Source organism: Lentzea sp. NPDC058450, assembly GCF_042721395.1.
Classification (GTDB): Bacteria; Actinomycetota; Actinomycetes; order Mycobacteriales; family Pseudonocardiaceae; genus Lentzea.
Genome location: NZ_JBHXLO010000014.1, coordinates 58,424 through 77,148 on the forward strand (window position 1 = coordinate 58,424; position 18,725 = coordinate 77,148).

Here is an 18,725-nt window from a genome sequence, read left to right on the forward strand (position 1 = left end):
CTACTCGCTTTCCGGTTCATCCTGTCACTTCCAGCTTCTGTTCCAGCGATTCGGCGATCTGAGTCGCTACGGCGCGAGGGACGTTGCTGTACCTGTAGGTCTGCGCGGCCTGATTGAGCACAGGAGCGAACCCGCTGCACAACGTGGCGGCCCTGGCTTGCAGCACGGGAAGTGGAGCGATCCTGTCGACGAAGAGGGCACCGGCGTCAACACGGCCCCGGCCGCTCTCAGCTCTCCACCTCAAGACTGACGTGCTGCGTTGAGCAAAGAACATGTAGGTCCCAATGGCCCGATCACAGTGGTACCAGGTGCCGTCGCGACGATAGAGATGTACCAGCCTGTTGCCGATGCGCATCCGATACAACCCGTCGCGAGCGGGAGTCGCCGGGCTGAACTGCCCACTCAGTTGCAGTTGCTCCAAGTCAGCCACGTTCACCGATGGTGGAGCTGCCGGCGAACCAAGCTTCAAGGGCACCAGAACGTTGGCCAGTCGCACGGCTGCACAACCTCCGTAAACGACACCCGATCTGCGAGCAATCTCTGGCAGCGTCGCCACATCGTCGAACTGGACAACCCACGAGTCTGGAGCGGCCAGCATGCCTTCGCCAGCCTCCGCTTCGACCACGAAGAGGGAGACTTCGGTCTCCTCCAGCTTCTCCTTCAAACCCTTTGGCCTTGCGCCAACAACGACCGCAGTACCGTCCGCTGCGGGCAACCTTGCGATGACAGGAGGAGCGACTGCCCAACGATCAAGGTCCCACCGGATCTCTGCATGCGCCAGTGAAGACAGGTCACGCACCCACTGTCCGGTTGCGAACGAGTTCGCGTTCCGATCAGACGTGCGCGCGAGCCAGCTGACCTTCTCACGTAGCTCCCGGATGCTGCCCGCGGACGTCTCGGTCATCCATCGAAGCATCAGGTCAGCGTCCACAGTGGCGGCCCCATTGCAACATGTACTGACCCCACAGCGGGTCAGCGGACACACTCTGATCGGATACACGTGCCCACAACGAAGCGGACACAGGATCCAGGTAGCTGAGCGAAGGCGGCAACGCCCGCAACAGGCGGATCTGCCAAACTTCGCCTCTTCGTTGGGCCAGCCAGACTGCCGACCGGCCGAAGCTCACCTCGAAGTAGTACGGCGCGATGCCAGTAGCCCTCTCCAGGACTTCAGCGGCCTCCGGCTCTTCCACTCGGGTGCACGCTCCATCCGCGTGCAACAACCATGTCTCGTCTTGACCGCGGCGGGCGAGCACGGGCTCCACGTCTGCTGGCCCCTGGATCACGGCACCACAGACTTCGAATTGATCTTGTTGATCGGAGGGTTCAGCATTCGCATCCCAGCCAAGTTCGCCCCAGCAAGGCTCAACTCCACCAGGTTCGGCGTCGACGACGTGAAACGTGAGCACTATGTCCCCGACCCTCAGCTCATGGGTCCCAGGAGCCAGCGGGCCGATACGCCGCAGCGAGATCGGCAATCCCGAGGCACTGAACGGCGGGTGTTGCTCAACACCGTCAAGGGCCGCTGTCGCAACGCGGCCCTCACCGGTGAAGGGAAGAAGGAGATCGGGTTCAGCACCACTGAGATACGCGGCCTGCGTTACCTGCCGTGCTAGCCGCAATCCGTTCTTCAGCTGCGGACGAACCACTGGAGCCGGACGCACCGCGTCGGTGCGCAGCAAGGCGGTCCCCTCCAGGGCAGCACGAAGGCGGTCCGCATCGTCGAAAACGACACGGCTGAACAACTTCCACCCTGGCATCAGGGACGCCCCGCCAGTGCTGGGCAGCACCCGCCAACCTTCCTGGGCAGCTTCTGCAAACACGCGCCTGATACTGGTGGCAGCATCACCACGTGCCGCAATCAAGTGCTCGGCACCGAACTCCACCGAATGACGCGAGAGCCAGCAGCCCGCGTCAGGATCCTCAGAAAAGACAATGACGTCAGACGGAGAGAACTTAGCCGCACAGTGGCTCCCCACCAACGTTATCTTCTGGATCGGGTACCGGCTCGCGGCAGGCAAGGACCTGTCCAGCTGGTACAACGAACTGTAGGGATCCCGTTCAATCTTAACCTCGAACGCCTCGCCCGCAATCTCGCCCTGCAGCACGTCCTCGTCGATACCATCCGCCGCGCTAATAGCCCAGTCTACCCGCTGCCGATGGATGTTGAGGCACAGCTTGAGTTCGAGGCGGCGAAGACCTTCCGAAGTGACTACCCGCCCATCCCAGTTGTCAGCGAGTCCGACGAGCAACGGGCCCATCAGATCGGCTTGCGCCTGATCACGGGCCATCTTGCAGAACGCCTCACTGAAGCCGCGCGGCACCGACATCCACATACCCAAATAGGACAGCAAAGAGGTCGCGTCAGGCGCCCCCGCCGCACTCACGTTGAGATGCGAGAAGAACAGCGTCAGCTTCGCCCTGTCAGATTTCCTCAGTACCGCTTGCGACAAGGGAAAACCTATTCGGGAAAGCCCTGGATGATCACGGATGGTCGAGATTCCGCGCTCACCACCTGAGACCTTGAGCCAGCGATCAAGCAGCTTCCACATGCCGGAGACTTCCTCGAAGGAATCTACCACCGCCGTCCGAACGGCCGCCATCGCCTTCTGCTCCACATTCGGCACCAGAACCTGTGCCATGCGAGTGTAGAAGTTGTGCGCGGCAATCTCGGGCTCGCGGTGCATGCGAGAAGCAGCAAGAACAGTAAGCGCAAGAAGCGGCAACGTTGGGGGAGGACGCATCTGATCGCCCTGCTCCCATATCTTCTGCATCCGGAGAATCTGCTGGAAGATGCGACGTCCCCCAGACAGGAACAACAACTCAGCCACCGCTGCTGCGAGTGAAACTGCAGGCTGAGCCGTACCCGGCGCGAGGCGCGCGAGCTCATCGTCATCCACGAACAGGACGACAGGGGTATTCGACCGGCCGAAGAACGCATCCGCGAACAACTGTTGCCAATAGCCGTAATCGGCCTTCCGCACCGCGGTTTCCGCTCCACGCGCCTCTAGCGACAGCACCTAGCCACGCCTCCCCGAGTCCCCAACCGCGTGACACCGACATTCAGGCGGACTAACCGACGTCACGGAATTCGCCGTCGGTAGCCGTCAGCTCACTAGCTGCAACCTCACGATTCCGCCCGCGGAACCACCCAGCAAGCACGCACCACCCATCGCTCTTGCGCTGACTTTCGGCGGCCAACGCGCCAGCGTTACAGCGCTATGAAAGTTTCTGCCTCGAAGTTGGGTCCTAGCCCCAAGGACAGTCGCTACAGGCCACGCCCTGGCAGTGCACAGCAGCCCAGCGTGAGACTCGATTCCAAATCAACCGGAATCATGGTCATCAAGTCGATGGTCTGCATAAGGAAACTTCAGTCGACCACGGACATCCGCACGTCGTCCGACAACCGATAGGGCCTCGTCTCCACCAACGCGCCGAGCAGCCGTCGCAGCCGGGACACCTCCGCCCGCACCGTGACGACGTGCTCGGCGTCGCCGTACAGCGCGTTGCTCAACGCCTCGGCGGACAGCCCCACGCGTCCGGCGCGGTGCAGCAGCACCAGGATCTCGGCGTGCCGGCGGGTGACCGTGCGGCGCCATTCCGCGTCACCGCCGGACAGCCACACCTGGGGAGTGCGGGTCAGGTCGAGTTCGAGCAGCACAGACCGATCCGCGGAGCACGGCCGGATGACCCATCCCCCGGCCAGCCGCTCCGGGGTGCAGGCTCCGAGGCCGGGCACCGCGAGGGGTTGCCCGGCCACCGGAGCCGCGATCCGCGGCCCCACCGCCACACCGTGCGAGGCCGCGACCCAGCCGTGGTCGTCGACGATGAGCGACGGACCGGTGAGCAACGCCGAGGTCCGCAACCGGTCGAGGCGTTCCTGGTGGTAGCGCCACAACCGCGACTCGGCGAGCATGCGGCCGGTCTCCACCAACGCCCCGATCGCCGGGTGCAGCGTCAACGCGGGACCGCTCACGTCGATCACGCCCAGCAACGCGCCGGTGCGCGGGTCGTGGACCGGGGTCGCGGTGCAGTACCACGGGTGCTGGCCCTGCTCGAAGTGTTCGCCCGCCAGGAGTTCGACCGGCGCGGCCTCGGCCAGCGCGGTGCCGATGGCGTTCGTGCCCACACGGCCTTCGGTCCAGTCGGCGCCTTCGAAGAACCCCAGGGTGTCGGCTCGGCGGCGGACGGCGGGGGTGCCGGAGCGCCACAGGATGACGCCCTCGTGGTCGGTGACGACCAGCAGCAGTTGCGAGGCGTCGGCCAGCCCGCCGACCACCGCACGCAGGTCCGGGACGACCTCGCGCAACGGCGACTCCTCCTGGCGGCGGGCGATCTCGGCCTCGCCGAGCCAGTCGCGGGTGTTGACGCCGTCGGCGCGCAGCCCCAGGTCCAGCACGCGGTTCCAGGAACGGGAGACGAGGGCTCGCGGGCGCAGCGAGGAGCGACTGCCCGCGATGACCGCGTCGTGCATGCGCACCAGTTCGCGGGCATACGTGGGCAGGTGCTGTCCGGGCGGCACTGCCCTGGGCACGCTCACCGGTCGAGCATGACCCAGGCGTGCAATCCGGTGCAACGGTTTCGCCGAAGCGCGGCGAGGAGGTGAATCGGGGCCAGGACGAGCGACGAGGAGTGGCCGATGACGCAGACCGTGGAACGCACGGCGCAGGCTCGGGTGAACGCCTGGCTGGAACAGTTCGAGGCCGCCCTGAAGGCACGGGACGTCGACGCCGCCGCCGGGTTGTTCGCGACCGACAGCTACTGGCGCGACCTGGTCGCCTTCACCTGGAACATCAAGACCGTCGAGGGCCGCGAAGGGGTCGCCGACCTCCTCAGCGCGTGCCTGGACGGCACGGACCCGGAGAGGTTCCGCACCACGGAGACGCCGACGGAGGCGGACGGCGTCGTCGAGGCGTGGCTCGAGTTCGAGACGGCGGCCGGGCGGTGCCGCGGGCACCTGCGGCTGAACGACGAGGGCGCGTGGACGTTGCTGACGAGCCTGTACGAGCTGAAGGGGTTCGAGGAGTGCAAGAAGGACACGCGCCCCAAGGGCGTGCGGCACGGCGTGATCGAGGACCGCCGGTCGTGGGCCGAGGAACGCGAGCGGGAGAGCGAGGAACTCGGGTACGACCAGCAGCCGTACGTCGTGGTCATCGGCGGCGGGCAGGGCGGCATCGCGCTCGGGGCACGGCTGCGGCAACTCGGCGTGCCCGCGCTCGTGCTGGAGCGCAACGACCGGGCGGGCGACTCGTGGCGCAAGCGGTACAAGAGCCTCTGCCTGCACGACCCCGTCTGGTACGACCACCTGCCGTACCTCCAGTTCCCCGACAACTGGCCGGTGTTCGCGCCGAAGGACAAGATCGCGGACTGGCTGGAGATGTACACCCGCGTGATGGAGGTCCCCTACTGGACCCGGTCCGAGGTCAAGGAGGCGACCTTCGACGGTGCACAGTGGACGGTCACGGTCGACCGCGACGGCGAAACCGTGACGCTGCAACCGAAGCAGCTCGTGTTCGCGACGGGCATGTCCGGCAAGGCGAACGTCCCGGTGTTCCCCGGCGCCGACGAGTTCGAAGGCGACCAGCACCACTCGTCGAAACACCCCGGCCCGGAGGCCTACGCCGGACGCAGGGCCGTCGTCATCGGCTCCAACAACTCCGCCCACGACATCTGCGCGGCGCTGTGGGAACACGGCGCCGACGTCACGATGGTGCAGCGCTCCTCGACGCACATCGTGCGCTCGGACTCGTTGATGGACATCGCCCTCGGCGACCTCTACTCCGAACGCGCCCTCGCCGCCGGCGTCACGACCGACCGCGCCGACACGATCTTCGCCTCACTGCCGTACCGCCTCCTCCCGCAGTTCCAGATCCCGGTGTACCAGCAGATCAAGGAACGCGACGCGGACTTCTACGCCCGCCTCGAACAGGCGGGCTTCGACCTCGACTGGGGCGACGACGAGTCCGGCCTGTTCATGAAGTACCTCAGGCGAGGCTCCGGCTACTACATCGACGTGGGCGCCTCGGAGCTCGTCGCCGACGGCAAGATCAAGCTCGTCCGCGGCCAGGTCGACCGGCTCACGAAGAACACCGTGGTGCTCGCCGACGGCACCGAACTGGAGGCCGACCTCGTCGTCTACGCCACCGGCTACGGCTCGATGAACGGCTGGGTCGCCGACCTCGCGGGCCAGGAGATGGCCGACCGCGTCGGCAAGTGCTGGGGCCTCGGCTCCGCCACCACCAAGGACCCCGGCCCGTGGGAGGGCGAGCAGCGCAACATGTGGAAGCCCACCCAGCAGCCCGGCCTGTGGTTCCACGGCGGCAACCTGCACCAGTCGCGCTACTACTCGCTCTTCCTGGCGCTGCAGCTGAAGGCGCGCTTCGAGGGCCTGCCGACGCCGGTCTACGGCCTGCAGGAGGTGCACCACCTCGGCTAGAGGCCGGAGCGCACGTACAGCGCGCGCAGCTCGGCCCGTTCCACCGGCAGACCGGCCTGCTGGAACCACCGCCGTCCACCGACGAAGGGGTTCCAGCAGCGGTCGTTGGCCAGCAGCATGGAGGTCAGCCGTTCCTGGGCCGCGGACAGCGTTCCCGGCCAGCCGTCCGGGAACGCCCGCACGACGAACGGACCCCAGTCGTCGCTGTCGAACCCGTTCGAGGTCATCACCAGGCCGATCGCGAGCTCGGCCACGTCCTCGAACGCGGTGGTGCGACGCAACAAGGCAGCGATCAGCGCCGCCCGCACCTCGCCGTCGAGCGGCTGGGGTCGCAGCGAGGCGACCCCGGCCGGATCCCGGAGTGCGGCCACCACCTCCGCGAGCGCGGCGGGGTCGTCGTCGTAGGCCGCGGTCAACGCCGCGCACGCCCGCACGCCGGGATGGTCGTCGTCCAGGAACGTCCGCACGCCCCACCCGCCGAGCCGCACCGCCACTTCGGCCCTGACCTCCGGCGCACCATCCACTGCGGACTCCAGCAGCAACCGGGCGGTCTCCGGTCGATGCGCCACGAGTTCCGGGGCCGCCAGCAGGTGGCTCACGGTCGTCAGGGCCTCCCGCCGGACGTCCGGATCGTCGTCGCCCAGCAACGGCACGACCAGGGCATGCAGATCGGGACGGATCGTGCGACAGGCGTTCACGTCCTCGTCGTCCTCGCCGTGGTCGTAGGCCGCCGACGAGGCGACCTGGCCGAGCCACTCGAGCAGCGCCGCCAGCAGCGGTCGTTCGCGGTCGTCCCACGGCAGTGCGCTCTCGCAGGGAAACCGCACCCGCGGATCGTCCAGGACCGCCGCCACGAAGAGCGCGGCGGGCGCCGTGGCCGAGTAGATCGAGCCCTGGTGCAACAACCCGCCGTCGAGGTTCGCGAGCGCGTTCCCGCACGCCTCCGCGTCCAGGCTCAGCAGGTCGAGGAGCACCGGCGGCACGTCCTCGGCGCTGCCGTACGCGTGCTCAAGACCTGCCCAGTCGGTGTTTCGCAGGATCGCCTCGGCGGGGTGCACGGGACAGATCATGCAGGGTGGGGTGCCCCGCCCCCGAGCGGGGCACCCCGGTTCCCTACCGCACCGCGTAGGCCCTGGTGTTCGTCTCCGTCACCGAGTTGCCCAGCAGGTCGACCGCCTTGGCCCGCAACGACGCGAAGCCCTTCGGCCCGGCCGGGATCTCCAGCTTCCCGTTGCCGTTGACCCTGACCCGCTGCCACGAGGCGCCGTCGTCGAACGACACCTCGACCTCCAGCGACCGGGCCTTCGCCGCGGCGACACCAGGCTGGTGCGCGACGGACACCGTGCCCCGCACCGCACCGTGCGCGGTGTTGTGGTCGTCGAGCTCCAGCGCGTACCGGATGTCCAGCAACGGCAACGCCACCCGCTCGTCCGTGCCCGACCGCGTGTGGAACCTCCACTCCGACCGCACCTTCGGCGACAGCGCGGGCGTCATGTTGCCCGTCGGCCGCGAGGCCTCGGTGGTGAGCGTCAGCCAGCCGGGCCCGGCCGGGATGTCGTACGACCCGAGCGCCGGACGGTCACCACGCGCGATCTCCCTGCCGTCCTTGGACACCACGGTCGTGCCGGAGTTCGACGGGTTGTACGAGCTCACCGTGCCGGGGTCGCTGTCCGCGAACATGGGCACCATCAGGCTGATCCGGTCGCCCTTGCGGTACGCCCACGGGATCGGCCTGCCGTCCTCGGACGACACCGGCTGCGTGGTGAGCTCCGGCCCGAACGGCGCCGCGAACACCCGTGACGTCCGCTTCTCCCCCGCCTTCAACGGCACCGGCGACGTGATCTCCACATGGCCCAGGTCGCCGTTGTCGAGGAACGAACCCGAGTCGAACAGGGTCACGCCGGCGCCGGGGCTGACGTAGTCGGTGCGGCGCTGCGGCCACTTCGACTCGACGTCCGCGCCGGCGCGCATGCCGCCGAACGTCCACGACGCGCTGCCGAACCGGTAGGTCTCGGCGGGCATGGTGTCGATCAGCCTGCGCTCGAACCGGCCGAGCCGCGACTTCGCGTACTGGAAGTCGTACCCGCCGGGCAGGCCCTTCACCTCCTCGGCGAGGAAGTACGAGACAGGACTGTTGGGGCGCACCGACATCGTGGCCTCGACCGTCCGTTGCGTCATCAGGTCCTGGATCCTGCGCAGCTCGGCAGCATTGAAGACGAGGCCCAGGGGCAACGCGGGGATCGCGCCGCGGCCGTCCTCCATCGTGGTGGTGAAGTGGGAGAGCACCGCCCGCGCGCCGCGCTGCTTCAGCAGGTCGACCCCGGCGGCGACTTGGCCGTCCGGCGGGAACACCGGGTCGTCCCAGTTCTTCGGCGTGATCACCGCGATGGCGCCGGAGACGTCGCCGGCGGCGTCGATCGAAGCCCTGTCGGCCTCCCCGACGGCGACGAGCCTGCCCGTGTACGTGCCGGAGAAGTCCTTGGCCCACGGGAAGTACGTCTCACCGATCTCGAACCCGCCCGCGCCGGCGATCGTCGTGAGCGCCCACGGGTGGTTGAAGTAGCTCAGGTTCGTCAGCGACAGGCCGCGCATCGCCGGTGCGGCAACGCTGTACAGCCGCGCGCCCTCCCTCGGCACGCCACCGCCGCGCACGATGGCCGCCCCCTCCAGCGGTCCCGACTCGTCGGGGTCGGAGACGAGCCCGAAGCCGCCGCCGAGCTGTGCCCGTGCGTCCGGGTCGTCCACGCCCACGGTGACCGGTCGGCCCGCCTTGGTGTTCGCGTCGATCGTCGTGTCGTTCGCGACGTCCGCGCGCTGGGCGAACATCGTGTCGCCCGCCGTGAAGTCGCTGATGTAGCCGATCACCCGGTAGGTGCCGCGAGGCACGGTGAAGGTCGCCACGTCGGTGTCGGTGAAGGCCTGGTAGCCCACGCCCGTCCGCTCGTCCTGCGCGATCACCAACGACTGGAACGGCGTGCCCGACCTCGACGGCACCTTGACCGTCAGCGTGCGGCGCTCGGCGTTGAACTGCCCGGTCACCGGCGTCGTCAGCACCACGTCACCGGCCCGCGCGAGCAGCGCGCCGGTGACCTCTCCCGGCGGCTGTGCGCCAGGGCGCGCGACCAGCTCGACGACCGTTGTCCCACCGGCGGGGACGACCACCGACTTGGGCACCGTGAAGAGCCCGTTGTTGTTGGTGTCCAGCTCCAGCGCCAACGTGACCGGCGCGGTGCCGGAGTTGACGTACCTGATCTCCCGCTTCGCCTCGGCGGAGCCGTAGAGGGCGCCGAACCCGGCCGTGCCCTCGACCCGGACCTGCTGCGCCACCGCGCGGGCGACGTCGAGCCTGCCTGCACCCTGCGCGAACGTGGAGATGCCCGGCAGCCGCTTCGACGACCCGATCAGCGCGTTCTTGATCTGCTCACCCGTCCAGTCCGGGTGCTGCTGCGCGAGGATCGCGGCGGCACCGGCGACGTGCGGCGACGACATCGAGGTGCCGGAGACCTGCGCGTAGTTCGTGCCCACCGCGAACTGGTCCCACGTCCCGGCTGCGCGCGCGGCGACGATGTCCGTGCCCGGCGCCGAGATCTCCGGCTTCAGGCCGAAGTCGCCGTACCGCGGTCCCTGGCTGGACGTGAGGTTCAGCCGGTCCTGCTTCGTCACGTTCGCCACGCTCAGCGCGCGGTCGGCGGCGGCCGGGGAGCCGACGGACTCCCGCCTGCCGCTGTTGCCCGCGGCGACGACGAACAGCGTGCCGCTCGACTCGGACAGCTCGTTGATCGCCTGCGACATCAGGTCGGTGCCGTCGCCAGGGCCGTTGCTGCCGAGGCTCATGTTGACGACGTCGGCGCCCTGCTCGACGGCCCACCGCATGCCGTTGACGATCCAGTCCTCGCGGCCGCCGAACTCGCCGAGCACCTTGCCCACCAAGAGCTTCGCGCCCGGCGCGACGCCCTGGTAGCGGCCCTGCGACGCGGCACCGCTGCCCGCGATCGTGCTCGCGACGTGCGTGCCGTGGCCGTCGGTGTCCTGCACGCCCTCGCCGGTGAAGTCTGCGGAACCGTCCACAACGGACTTGAGGTCGGGGTGTGCCTGGTCGTACCCGGAGTCGAGCACGGCGACCTTCACGCCGTCGCCGCGGAACCCGGCCTGCCACGCGGCGGGCGCGCCGATCTGCTTCACGCTCTGGTCGAGCGAGGCGCGCACACGGCCGTTCAGCCAGATCTTCTCCGGGGCGGCCAGGCGGGCGGCGCCGCGATCGCGCCACCGTGCGGCGGCCTCGGTCTTGGGGATGTAGACGGCGTTGACGGCCGAGGTCAGCGCACGGGCGGCGGTGCCGGTGACGATCGTCGGCACGGCCGGTTCGGTGCGGTCGTCGTAGCCCTGCTGGACGAGTCCGGTGACGTCGAACAGCCTCGGGTCGAGCTTGCCGGCCTGGAGGTCGGCGACGGCGTCCTGCGGCACGACGTGGTCGTGGCCGTTGAGGCGGTAGCGCCACGCCCGCAGCTGCTCGCGGCCCGGGGCCATCCGCACGTTCGACACCTGGTCGCCCGTGACGTTGACCCGGTCGCCGGTGATCAGCGTGACGGTCCCCGGAGTGCCCGCAGCCTGAGGTGCGAGCTCGTCCGCCCCCGCAGGTGTCGCCGCCGTGAGCGACACGAGGAGCGCCGCAGACAGTGCGGCGCTTCGTTTTCTGTACATGCGCTTCCTTTGGAGCAGGGAATGATCCCCGAACCTAGGGCGCCCGATTCATCACGTCTGCGATCTTCATGACCTCTTCACAACAACCGGGACTTTCACGGTTTACGCGCCGGTGACCGAGTCCAGCGCCGCTTCGACGGCTTCCGACATCGAGCGCATGTACGTGGCGCTCACGTGGTTGTCGTCGAAGTTGACCAGCAGGTCGCCGATCACCGGCGGGCACTGCTGTTCGGTGCAGAGCTGGTCGCTGAAGTCCAGGAACGACACGTTGGCGGGCACGTCGAGCGCCGCGTAGGGCGGCACGGGCGCCAGCAGGTCGGCCCTCGGCGCGCCGCAGCGGTCGACGGGGCCGTGCACCTGGACGCAGTCGAGCACCGAGAAGCTGTAGCGGGGGTTGTCCCGCACCGCGATCACCGGGATCTGCTCGGCGTCGAGCTGCTGCCAGCGCTCGACGAAGCCCGGCGGCGTCACCTCGGTCAGTCCGACCTGGACGTTGCGGCTGGCGAGGGTGAAGACGAAGTCGGGGCGCAGCGCGACGATCTCGGCCGCCGCGCTGTCGTTGAACCGCACGCACGACACGTCCTCGGGGTTCTTCTCCGACCGCGTGGAGAACGGGCACGCGCCCTTCAGCATGGTGATCAGTTGCCAGCCCCGGCGCTCGGCGATCGGCGCGAACGCCGCCACGTACTGCTGGATGTGCGAGTCGCCGACGAGCACGACCCGTTTGGAGGGAGGGCCCTCCACCGGCCCGTAGCAGACCTCGAGGTCCTCGTCCGGCTTCTCGCAGCGCTGGCCGTCGAGCGCGGCGAAGTCCGTGGCCGCGACCTGCGCGGCGATCTCCTTCGGTCCGCTGGGCTGGATGACCCAGGCCGCCGTCAGCAACGCCACCAGCAGTGCGGCCGTGATCGTCCGCGCCCGCAACCTGGACCTGCGCACGGGTTCCTCGACGAGGTGGTGCGTGGCCGCCGCGAGCACCAGCGACGCACCGATGATCGCCACCCCGTCCGTGAGCCCGACCTCGGTGCGGCCGGACACCACGAGCCAGCCGACCAGGATCGGCCAGTGCCACAGGTAGAGGGCGTAGCTCAGATCCCCCAGGTACCGCAACGGCGCCGCGGCGAGCAGCCGGTCCGCGCCGAACGCGCTGCCGCTCGTACCCGCGGTGATCACGGCGGCAGCACACGCCGTCGGCCACAACGCCAGGTAGCCGGGGAAGCCCGCGCCGACGTCCAGCACGATTCCGCAGACCACGAGCCCCAGCAGGCCCGCCCACCCGAGCACCGTCCTCAGTGGACGCCCGAGGTCGATGCGCGAGATGACGATCGCCAGCAGCCCACCGAACGCGAACTCCCAGATCCGCGTCGCCGTGTGGAAGTACGCCAGCGGCTGGTCGACCGCCGTGAGCCACACCGAGAAACCGAAAGACAGCACGAAAACGGCCGACAGCACAGCTAAGAGCGAACGCCTGAGCAGCGTCACCACCATGACCAGGAGTGGCCACAACAGGTAGAACTGCCCCTGGATCGACAACGACCAGAAGTGCTGCACCACGCTGGCCTGCGCGTGCTGGGCGTAGTAGTCAGTGGAGTCCGCCGTCAGCTGCCAGTTCTCCAGGAACAACGCCGACGCCACGATCTCCCGCACCGTCTGCGCCCACCGGTTCTCCGGCAACCACCACGCCGCCGCGGCCAGCGTCACCCCGAGCACCACGAACGCCGCGGGCAGCAGCCTCTTGGCCATCCGGCTCCACACCGCGCGCAGGTCGAGCCGCCCGCGCCGCGTCGCCCGCACGAGTTGCCCGGTCACCAGGAACCCGGAGATCAGGAAGAAGACGTCCACTCCGCCGGAGACCCGGCCGAGCCACACGTGGTAGACCACCACGAGCAAGGCGGCGACGGCGCGCAGACCCTGGAGTTCGGGACGATAGGTCCGCTCCGGCGCCGAGGCGCGCGCCATCGCATCGTGTTCACTTGCCAGCACGCCTGCGAGGCTGACGACTCACCCCCGCCCGCGTACATCCGTGGCAGCACCCAAATCCGGTCTGCGCCATCCCGTCAGGTGGACGGAAGTTGAGCAACCGGACGGATCGCCCGCAAGCGCACGAACGGGAGATCGTAGGAGGTGCCAGACCTCACGTCGAGGAATCCAGCTCACCGAAAGGCGAACTCCTGCCGCACACCACGGACCGCCCCACCCGTCCCCGCATCCGTTCTCGCCGGCCGCTGCCCTGGGTCTTCCTCGGCGTGGCCCTGGCTCTCCTCACAGCCGGCATCGCCGCACCCCACGCCGTCGTCCTCGCCGCCGGCCTCATCGTCGCCGGACTGATCGGCCTCGACCGCCGCCACTGACCCCTACATGCCCGGAACGCCCGAAATGGGTGTTGCACCCGATGGTTCCGGAACGCCGTCCCGCACAGACTTCCACCGACACCTGGCTGGAGACGGGAGGCGCCATGTCCACAGCGGGACTCGCCGGACGCACCGAACGGGCTGATGCCATGCAGGCACGCGACATCGCCATCAACGTCCCGACCGTGACGGTCGACGACCCGATCACCAAGGCGGTGCGGGTCATGGCGGTCAACAGGCTGCCGGGACTGATCGTGGTGGACGACCGCGCGCGGCCGTGGACCGTGCTGCCCGGCACGCAGGTGCTGCGGCTCGCCGTGCCGCAGTCCTTTCAGGAGGATCCGGCGCTGTGCCGGGTCGTCGACGAGAGCAGCGCCGACCTGTTCTGGATGGAGCTGACCGACCGCACCGTCGGGGACGTGGCGCCGAACCAACGCGCCAAACCCGCGACCGTGCGCGCCGACGCGACGTTGCTGGAGGTCGCCGCCTTGATGGCGCGCCAGCACAGTCCGCTGGTGGCCGTGGTCGACGAGGCGGGAACGCTCGTCGGTGCGATCACCCTCGACCGGCTCATCACCTCGCTCGCCGTCTACAGCGGCGAGGACTGAACCCCCACCTGACCATCTGTCCCCCGTCACCGCCGGCGCGCTGAACTCGCGCCGGCGGTGACACCCATCGGGTTGGGAGATCCGTGAGCGCCGCACTCGCCCTGACGATCTTCCTCGTCGCGTTCTTCTTCATCGCCACGGAGAAGGCGAACAAGGTCAAGGTCGTGCTCGTGGCCGCCGGGCTGATGGCCGTGTTCGGCCTGGTCCCCGGTTCCGAGGTGTTCTACTCCGAACACGCGGGCATCGACTGGAACGTCATCTTCCTGCTGTTCGGCATGATGATCATCGTCGGGATCGTCAAGCAGACCGGCGTGTTCGACTACCTCGCCATCTGGGCCGCCAAACGGGCGCGCGGCCGGCCGTACCGGCTGATGGTGATGCTGATGATCATCACGGCCATCGCGTCGCCGTTCCTCGACAACGTCACCACGATCATGCTGGTCGCGCCGGTCACGATCGTGGTGTGCAACCGGCTGCGGATCGCCGCCCAGCCGTACCTGATCGCCGAGGTGCTCGCGTCCAACATCGGTGGTGCGGCCACGTTGATCGGCGACCCGCCGAACATCATCATCGGCAGCCGGGCCGGACTGTCCTTCATGGACTTCCTGGTGCACATGGCACCGATCGTCACGGTCGTGTTCGTCGTGTTCGTGCTGCTGACGAAGGTGCTGTTCCGCAAGTCGTTCCAGTACAACGCCGAGCACGTCGAGTCGATCATGGCGTTGCAGGAGCGGCGGGCGATCACCGACCCCGCGATGCTGCGCCGGTGCCTGATCGTGTTCTCCGGTGTGGTGCTCGGGTTCGGCCTGCACTCGGTGCTGCACCTCGACCCGGCGATCGTCGCGCTGGTCGGCGCGGGCGTGATGCTGCTGGTGACGCGGGCGGACGTGAACGACGTGCTGGCCGAGGTCGAGTGGCCGACGCTGACGTTCTTCATGGGCCTGTTCATCATGGTGGCGGGCCTCGTGCACACCGGCGTCATCGAGACGATCGGCACGTGGGCGATCTCCGCGTTCGGCGACAACCACTTCGCGGCCGCCTCGGCGTTGTTGTTCGGTTCCAGCGTGCTCGGCGCGTTCTTCGACAACATCCCTTACGTGGCAACGATGGCGCCGGTGGTCGAGGGCATGGTCGCCGGGATCCCCGATGCCGCGACGGGCCAGTCGCTGTGGTGGGCGTTCGCGCTGGGCGCGGACTTCGGCGGCAACGGCACTGCGGTCGCGGCGAGCGCCAACGTCGTCGCGCTCGGCATCGCGGCCCGGGCAGGCCACAAGATCACGTTCTGGCAGTTCACCCGCTACGGCATCGTCGTGACGCTGGTGAGCACGGCGATGGCGTGGGGGTACGTGTGGCTGCGCTACTTCTGATCACGCGGCGCGTCGCAGGACGGGCGACGCCCAGGCCCAGCCCACGCCTGCCAGCAGCACCGCGAGCCCGGCGCCCAGCCCGGCTCGCGGGTCGCCCGCCGCCACCGACACCGCGCCGGCCAGTCCCGCTCCGAGCGGCTGGCCGAGCCCCCACGCCACCATCCGCGCGGTCGTGTTGACCCGCGACTGCAGCTCGTCCGGGCACACCTGCTGCCGGTAGACGATCCCGTTCATCACCACGACCGCGCCGGTGATCCCCCAGCAGGTCGCGGTCGCGCACAACACCAGCCAGTGCCCGCTGACCAGCACGAGCACCCCGCCCAGCAACGACAACGGCAACCCCGCCAGCGCCACCCTGGCGTTCCCCCACCTCTTCGTGACCCTCGGCAGCAGCCGGGACGCGATGATCGCGCCGAGCCCCCAGCAGGTGAACAACGCGGACAGCCGCAGGTCGCCCTTCGGTGCCACGCCGAGGACCTGGTCGGCGAACGGCACGAGCACCGCCATCCACGCGCCGGACGCCACCGAGTGCGTGGCGCCGACGAGCGTGAGCAACCGGATGACCGGCTCGCGCCACACGAACCGGAGGCCTTCCCGCACGTCCGCGACCAGTTGTCCGGCGCCCTCGACCTTGCGCGGGGTCGCCATGCTGCTCGTGATGCCGCGCAACAACATCACCGCGCCCACGGCCGTCAGCGCGTTCACCGCCAGCAACGCCGCCGGGGACACCACCGCCACGAGCAACCCGGTCACCCCGGGCACGATGAGCTCCACGGCCGTGGTGCGCCCGGCGAGGGTCGAGTAGGCGGCGGTGAGGTTCTCCTTGCCCACCAACGCGGGCAGCGCGCCGAAGTTGGCGGCGCTGGAGAACACGAAGGTCGACTGGGTGGCGAACCCCGCCGCGACGACGTGCGGCGCGGTCAGCCCGTCCAGCAGCCACGCCAGCGGCACGCTGAGCAGCACGGCGGCGACGGTGAACTCCATCGCCACCATCATCTTCCGGCGGTCGAGCCGGTCGGCGAGGGCACCGGCGGGCAGCCCGAACACCAGGTACGGCAACGCTTCCGCAGCCGCGACGGCGGACGTCCAGCCCGCCGAGCCGGTGAGCTGGTAGACGAGCACCGGCAGCGCCACCACCGCCACGACCGCGCCGATGCCCGACAGCACGCGGGCGTTGAGGTACCGGCTGAAGTCAGCGTCCATCGGACTCCTCGTACCGCGCGGCGACGGCCAGCGCCCGTTCCCTGAGCGCGGCCCGCAACCACTGCGGCTCCAGCACCTCCACCCCGGTCGACGACCGCCACACCGCCCACTCGGCGTGCCGCGCGTCCTGGAACGCGACCTCCAGCACGCCGGCGTCCTCGGCGAGGACCGCGACCGCCGTCCCGACCAGCTCCTCCCGCCGTTCCGGACGCACCTTCAACCGGACCACGACCTGGTCCTCCCCCGCGCGGAACCGCGTGCTCCGCTCCTGCCAGGCCCGGTCGAGGTCGACGCGGTCAGGCCGTTGCGCCGGTTCGTCCAGCTCCTGCGCCGAGACGATCCGCGACAACCGGTACGTCCGGTCGGCGCCGTCCCGCGTGGCCAGCAGATATCCCTGCTCCCGCACGGTCACGAGCCCGATCGGATCGACCGTGCGCCACTGCGGTTCCGCGTCCTTGGCCGCGTACCGGATCCGCAACCGCCGCCCGCCGAACACCGCCCGCCGGACCTCGGCCACCACGTCGTCCGGCAACTCCTCCTCGGTGGAGCGCCGGGCCAGCAGGTCGATCTCGGGGTCGATGAGCAGCCGTTCGGCTGCCCCGGCCGCCGTCCGCCGATAGCTCTCCGGCAGCGCGTCGACCACCTTCAACACGGCCGACGCCAACGCCGACCCGAGCCCGAACACCTGCGCACCCCGCCGCGACCCGGCGACCAGCAGGGCGAGCGCCTCGTCGTGGTTGAGGCCGGTCAGCTCGGTCTGGAAGCCGGGCAGCAGCGCGAACCCGCCGTGCCGCCCGCGTTCGGCGTAGACCGGCACACCCGCCGCGGACAACGCCTCGATGTCGCGCAGCACCGTGCGCGTCGACACCTCGAGCTCGCGGGCCAACGCCGTAGCCGACAGCCGTCCGTGCCGCCGCAACAGCAGGACCAGCGAAACCAGACGGTCGGCACGCATCCCCGAAACCCTACGGCAATACATGACACAGGACGTCGTGTATTGCTTGCGAGGCTACGACGGTCCTCAAAGAAGAAGGAGTCGTTGTGGCAGTGGAACGAACGCCGGTCAACCCGTGGCCGTGGTCGGCGCAGCTGGGCTACCACCAGGGCGAGGTCGTCACCGGCCAGACCCGCACGCTGTACTGCGCCGGACAGACCTCGATGAGCGCCGAGGGCAAGCCCGAGCACGCCGGCGACATGGCCGCGCAACTGTCCCTGAGCCTCGACAACCTGGAGGCGGTGCTCGCCGAGGCGGGCATGGCCCTCACGAACCTGGTGCGGCTCAACGTCTACACCACCGACGTCGACGTGCTGTTCCAGCACTACGGCGTGCTGGCCGGTCGGCTCGGCCAGGCGCGGGTGTCACCCCCGACGACCATGCTGGGTGTGACCAGGCTGGCGCTGCCGGAGCTGATGGTCGAGCTGGAAGGCACCGCGGTGGCGTGATTCCCCGGCGGCCTGGCTCCTGCCAGGCCGCCACTGGGAGAGGACGCGCTCGCTCAAGGCTTCTGCAGCAGCTGCGGCCAGAAGATCGTCAGCACCAGGATCACCAGCGCGGCCGCGCCGAACAGCGAAAGCCCGACGGACCACGTCTTGAACCCCGGCATGCGCTCGAACACGGCGAACACTCCGAACGCGTCGCGGGTCCGTTCGCGCCTCTGCCGCCAGACAGACCCATGTGCCAGGCTGTCGCCGTAGTGCTCACGCTCGTAGTCCCTCAGCCAGTGGGAGTCGGTGATCTCCGCCTGACGATGCCTCGTGAACAGGTGCAGAGTCAGAAAGGTGATCAACATAGAGAGGACGCAGGCGATGATCCGCGCGGTGGATCGGGTGTCCGCACCGAGCGCGATCGAGAACAGGAACGCCTGCGCCGTCACGGTCAGGACAGGGACCTGCCAGAGCATGTTGTCGAACTGAGTCCGCCTCGCCGCGACGGCCGCGTACACCTCGGGCATCGCCACGCGGCCCGTCGATTCGTTGGCTGACACCGTGCCTTCTGAGTCGTTGGCCACGAACAGACGTCGGCCGAGTGGCGACAATCGTTAGCTCTCCCAACTGAGAGCTG

Annotated in this window: 13 protein-coding genes; 4 read left to right on the top strand and 9 right to left on the bottom strand. The window is 69.0% G+C overall.

The window, feature by feature from the left end; translation table 11 throughout:
- Window positions 1–16: 16 nt before the first annotated feature.
- The 3 genes from ACFWNN_RS22305 to ACFWNN_RS22315 form a co-directional block, all read right to left on the bottom strand.
- Window positions 17–904 carry a hypothetical protein gene (locus ACFWNN_RS22305; RefSeq protein ID WP_382441837.1) on the bottom strand — a complete coding sequence of 296 codons (888 nt, stop codon included), beginning with the start codon at window positions 902–904 and terminating at the stop codon, window positions 17–19.
- Window positions 905–920: 16 nt separating this feature from the next.
- Window positions 921–3,020, bottom strand: coding sequence for a hypothetical protein (locus tag ACFWNN_RS22310; protein ID WP_382441838.1), 2,100 nt, complete (start codon window positions 3,018–3,020; stop codon window positions 921–923).
- A gap of 350 nt (window positions 3,021–3,370) precedes the next feature.
- The gene (locus ACFWNN_RS22315) at window positions 3,371–4,540 is read right to left on the bottom strand and encodes a transcriptional regulator (RefSeq protein WP_382441839.1); all 1,170 of its coding nucleotides are present in this window, start codon (window positions 4,538–4,540) and stop codon (window positions 3,371–3,373) included.
- Between the two features lie 99 nt (window positions 4,541–4,639).
- Here ACFWNN_RS22315 and ACFWNN_RS22320 point away from each other — a divergent pair, with 99 nt between their 5' ends.
- A complete protein-coding gene (locus ACFWNN_RS22320) occupies window positions 4,640–6,436 on the top strand; it encodes an NAD(P)/FAD-dependent oxidoreductase (RefSeq protein WP_382441840.1) in 1,797 nt (598 codons plus the stop codon).
- On the opposite strand, the gene ACFWNN_RS22325 is transcribed toward ACFWNN_RS22320, so the two are convergent.
- From ACFWNN_RS22325 to ACFWNN_RS22335, 3 genes are all read right to left on the bottom strand, one after another.
- The gene (locus ACFWNN_RS22325; RefSeq protein WP_382441841.1) at window positions 6,433–7,506 is read right to left on the bottom strand and encodes a hypothetical protein; all 1,074 of its coding nucleotides are present in this window, start codon (window positions 7,504–7,506) and stop codon (window positions 6,433–6,435) included. The genes ACFWNN_RS22320 and ACFWNN_RS22325 overlap by 4 nt on opposite strands.
- Before the next feature lie 43 nt (window positions 7,507–7,549).
- Entirely contained in the window at window positions 7,550–11,137 is a 3,588-nt protein-coding gene (locus ACFWNN_RS22330; protein ID WP_382441842.1) for a S8 family serine peptidase, read from the bottom strand.
- Between the two features lie 102 nt (window positions 11,138–11,239).
- Window positions 11,240–13,093, bottom strand: coding sequence for an acyltransferase family protein (locus ACFWNN_RS22335; RefSeq protein WP_382441981.1), 1,854 nt, complete (start codon window positions 13,091–13,093; stop codon window positions 11,240–11,242).
- Window positions 13,094–13,589: 496 nt separating this feature from the next.
- Here ACFWNN_RS22335 and ACFWNN_RS22340 point away from each other — a divergent pair, with 496 nt between their 5' ends.
- On the top strand, window positions 13,590–14,093 hold the full coding sequence (locus tag ACFWNN_RS22340; RefSeq protein WP_382441843.1) for a CBS domain-containing protein: 504 nt from the start codon (window positions 13,590–13,592) through the stop codon (window positions 14,091–14,093).
- A gap of 83 nt (window positions 14,094–14,176) precedes the next feature.
- A complete protein-coding gene (locus ACFWNN_RS22345) occupies window positions 14,177–15,460 on the top strand; it encodes an SLC13 family permease (RefSeq protein ID WP_382441844.1) in 1,284 nt (427 codons plus the stop codon).
- Here ACFWNN_RS22345 and ACFWNN_RS22350 read toward each other — a convergent pair whose 3' ends face one another.
- Both ACFWNN_RS22350 and ACFWNN_RS22355 read right to left on the bottom strand, forming a co-directional pair.
- Window positions 15,461–16,663: an MFS transporter gene (locus tag ACFWNN_RS22350; RefSeq protein WP_382441845.1), complete on the bottom strand. Its 1,203-nt coding sequence runs from the start codon at window positions 16,661–16,663 to the stop codon at window positions 15,461–15,463.
- Complete coding sequence (locus ACFWNN_RS22355) at window positions 16,653–17,618, bottom strand: helix-turn-helix transcriptional regulator (RefSeq protein ID WP_382441846.1); 966 nt, start codon at window positions 17,616–17,618, stop codon at window positions 16,653–16,655. Before ACFWNN_RS22355 ends, ACFWNN_RS22350 begins: the two co-directional genes overlap by 11 nt.
- Window positions 17,619–17,710: 92 nt before the next feature.
- Here ACFWNN_RS22355 and ACFWNN_RS22360 point away from each other — a divergent pair, with 92 nt between their 5' ends.
- Window positions 17,711–18,106 (top strand): RidA family protein, encoded by a 396-nt coding sequence (locus ACFWNN_RS22360; protein WP_382441982.1) that lies wholly within the window; start codon window positions 17,711–17,713, stop codon window positions 18,104–18,106.
- Between the two features lie 53 nt (window positions 18,107–18,159).
- Here the strand turns inward: ACFWNN_RS22360 and ACFWNN_RS22365 are convergent, their stop codons facing one another.
- A complete protein-coding gene (locus tag ACFWNN_RS22365; protein ID WP_382441847.1) occupies window positions 18,160–18,648 on the bottom strand; it encodes a hypothetical protein in 489 nt (162 codons plus the stop codon).
- Window positions 18,649–18,725: the final 77 nt, after the last annotated feature.

Coding starts and splice junctions, on each gene's coding strand:
- ACFWNN_RS22305 (WP_382441837.1), bottom strand. CDS start 904: ATGACCGAGACGTCCGCGGGCAGCATCCGGGAGCTACGTGAGAAGGTC.
- ACFWNN_RS22320 (WP_382441840.1), top strand. CDS start 4,640: ATGACGCAGACCGTGGAACGCACGGCGCAGGCTCGGGTGAACGCCTGG.
- ACFWNN_RS22325 (WP_382441841.1), bottom strand. CDS start 7,506: ATGATCTGTCCCGTGCACCCCGCCGAGGCGATCCTGCGAAACACCGAC.
- ACFWNN_RS22330 (WP_382441842.1), bottom strand. CDS start 11,137: ATGTACAGAAAACGAAGCGCCGCACTGTCTGCGGCGCTCCTCGTGTCG.
- ACFWNN_RS22335 (WP_382441981.1), bottom strand. CDS start 13,093: ATGGCGCGCGCCTCGGCGCCGGAGCGGACCTATCGTCCCGAACTCCAG.
- ACFWNN_RS22340 (WP_382441843.1), top strand. CDS start 13,590: ATGTCCACAGCGGGACTCGCCGGACGCACCGAACGGGCTGATGCCATG.
- ACFWNN_RS22350 (WP_382441845.1), bottom strand. CDS start 16,663: ATGGACGCTGACTTCAGCCGGTACCTCAACGCCCGCGTGCTGTCGGGC.
- ACFWNN_RS22355 (WP_382441846.1), bottom strand. CDS start 17,618: ATGCGTGCCGACCGTCTGGTTTCGCTGGTCCTGCTGTTGCGGCGGCAC.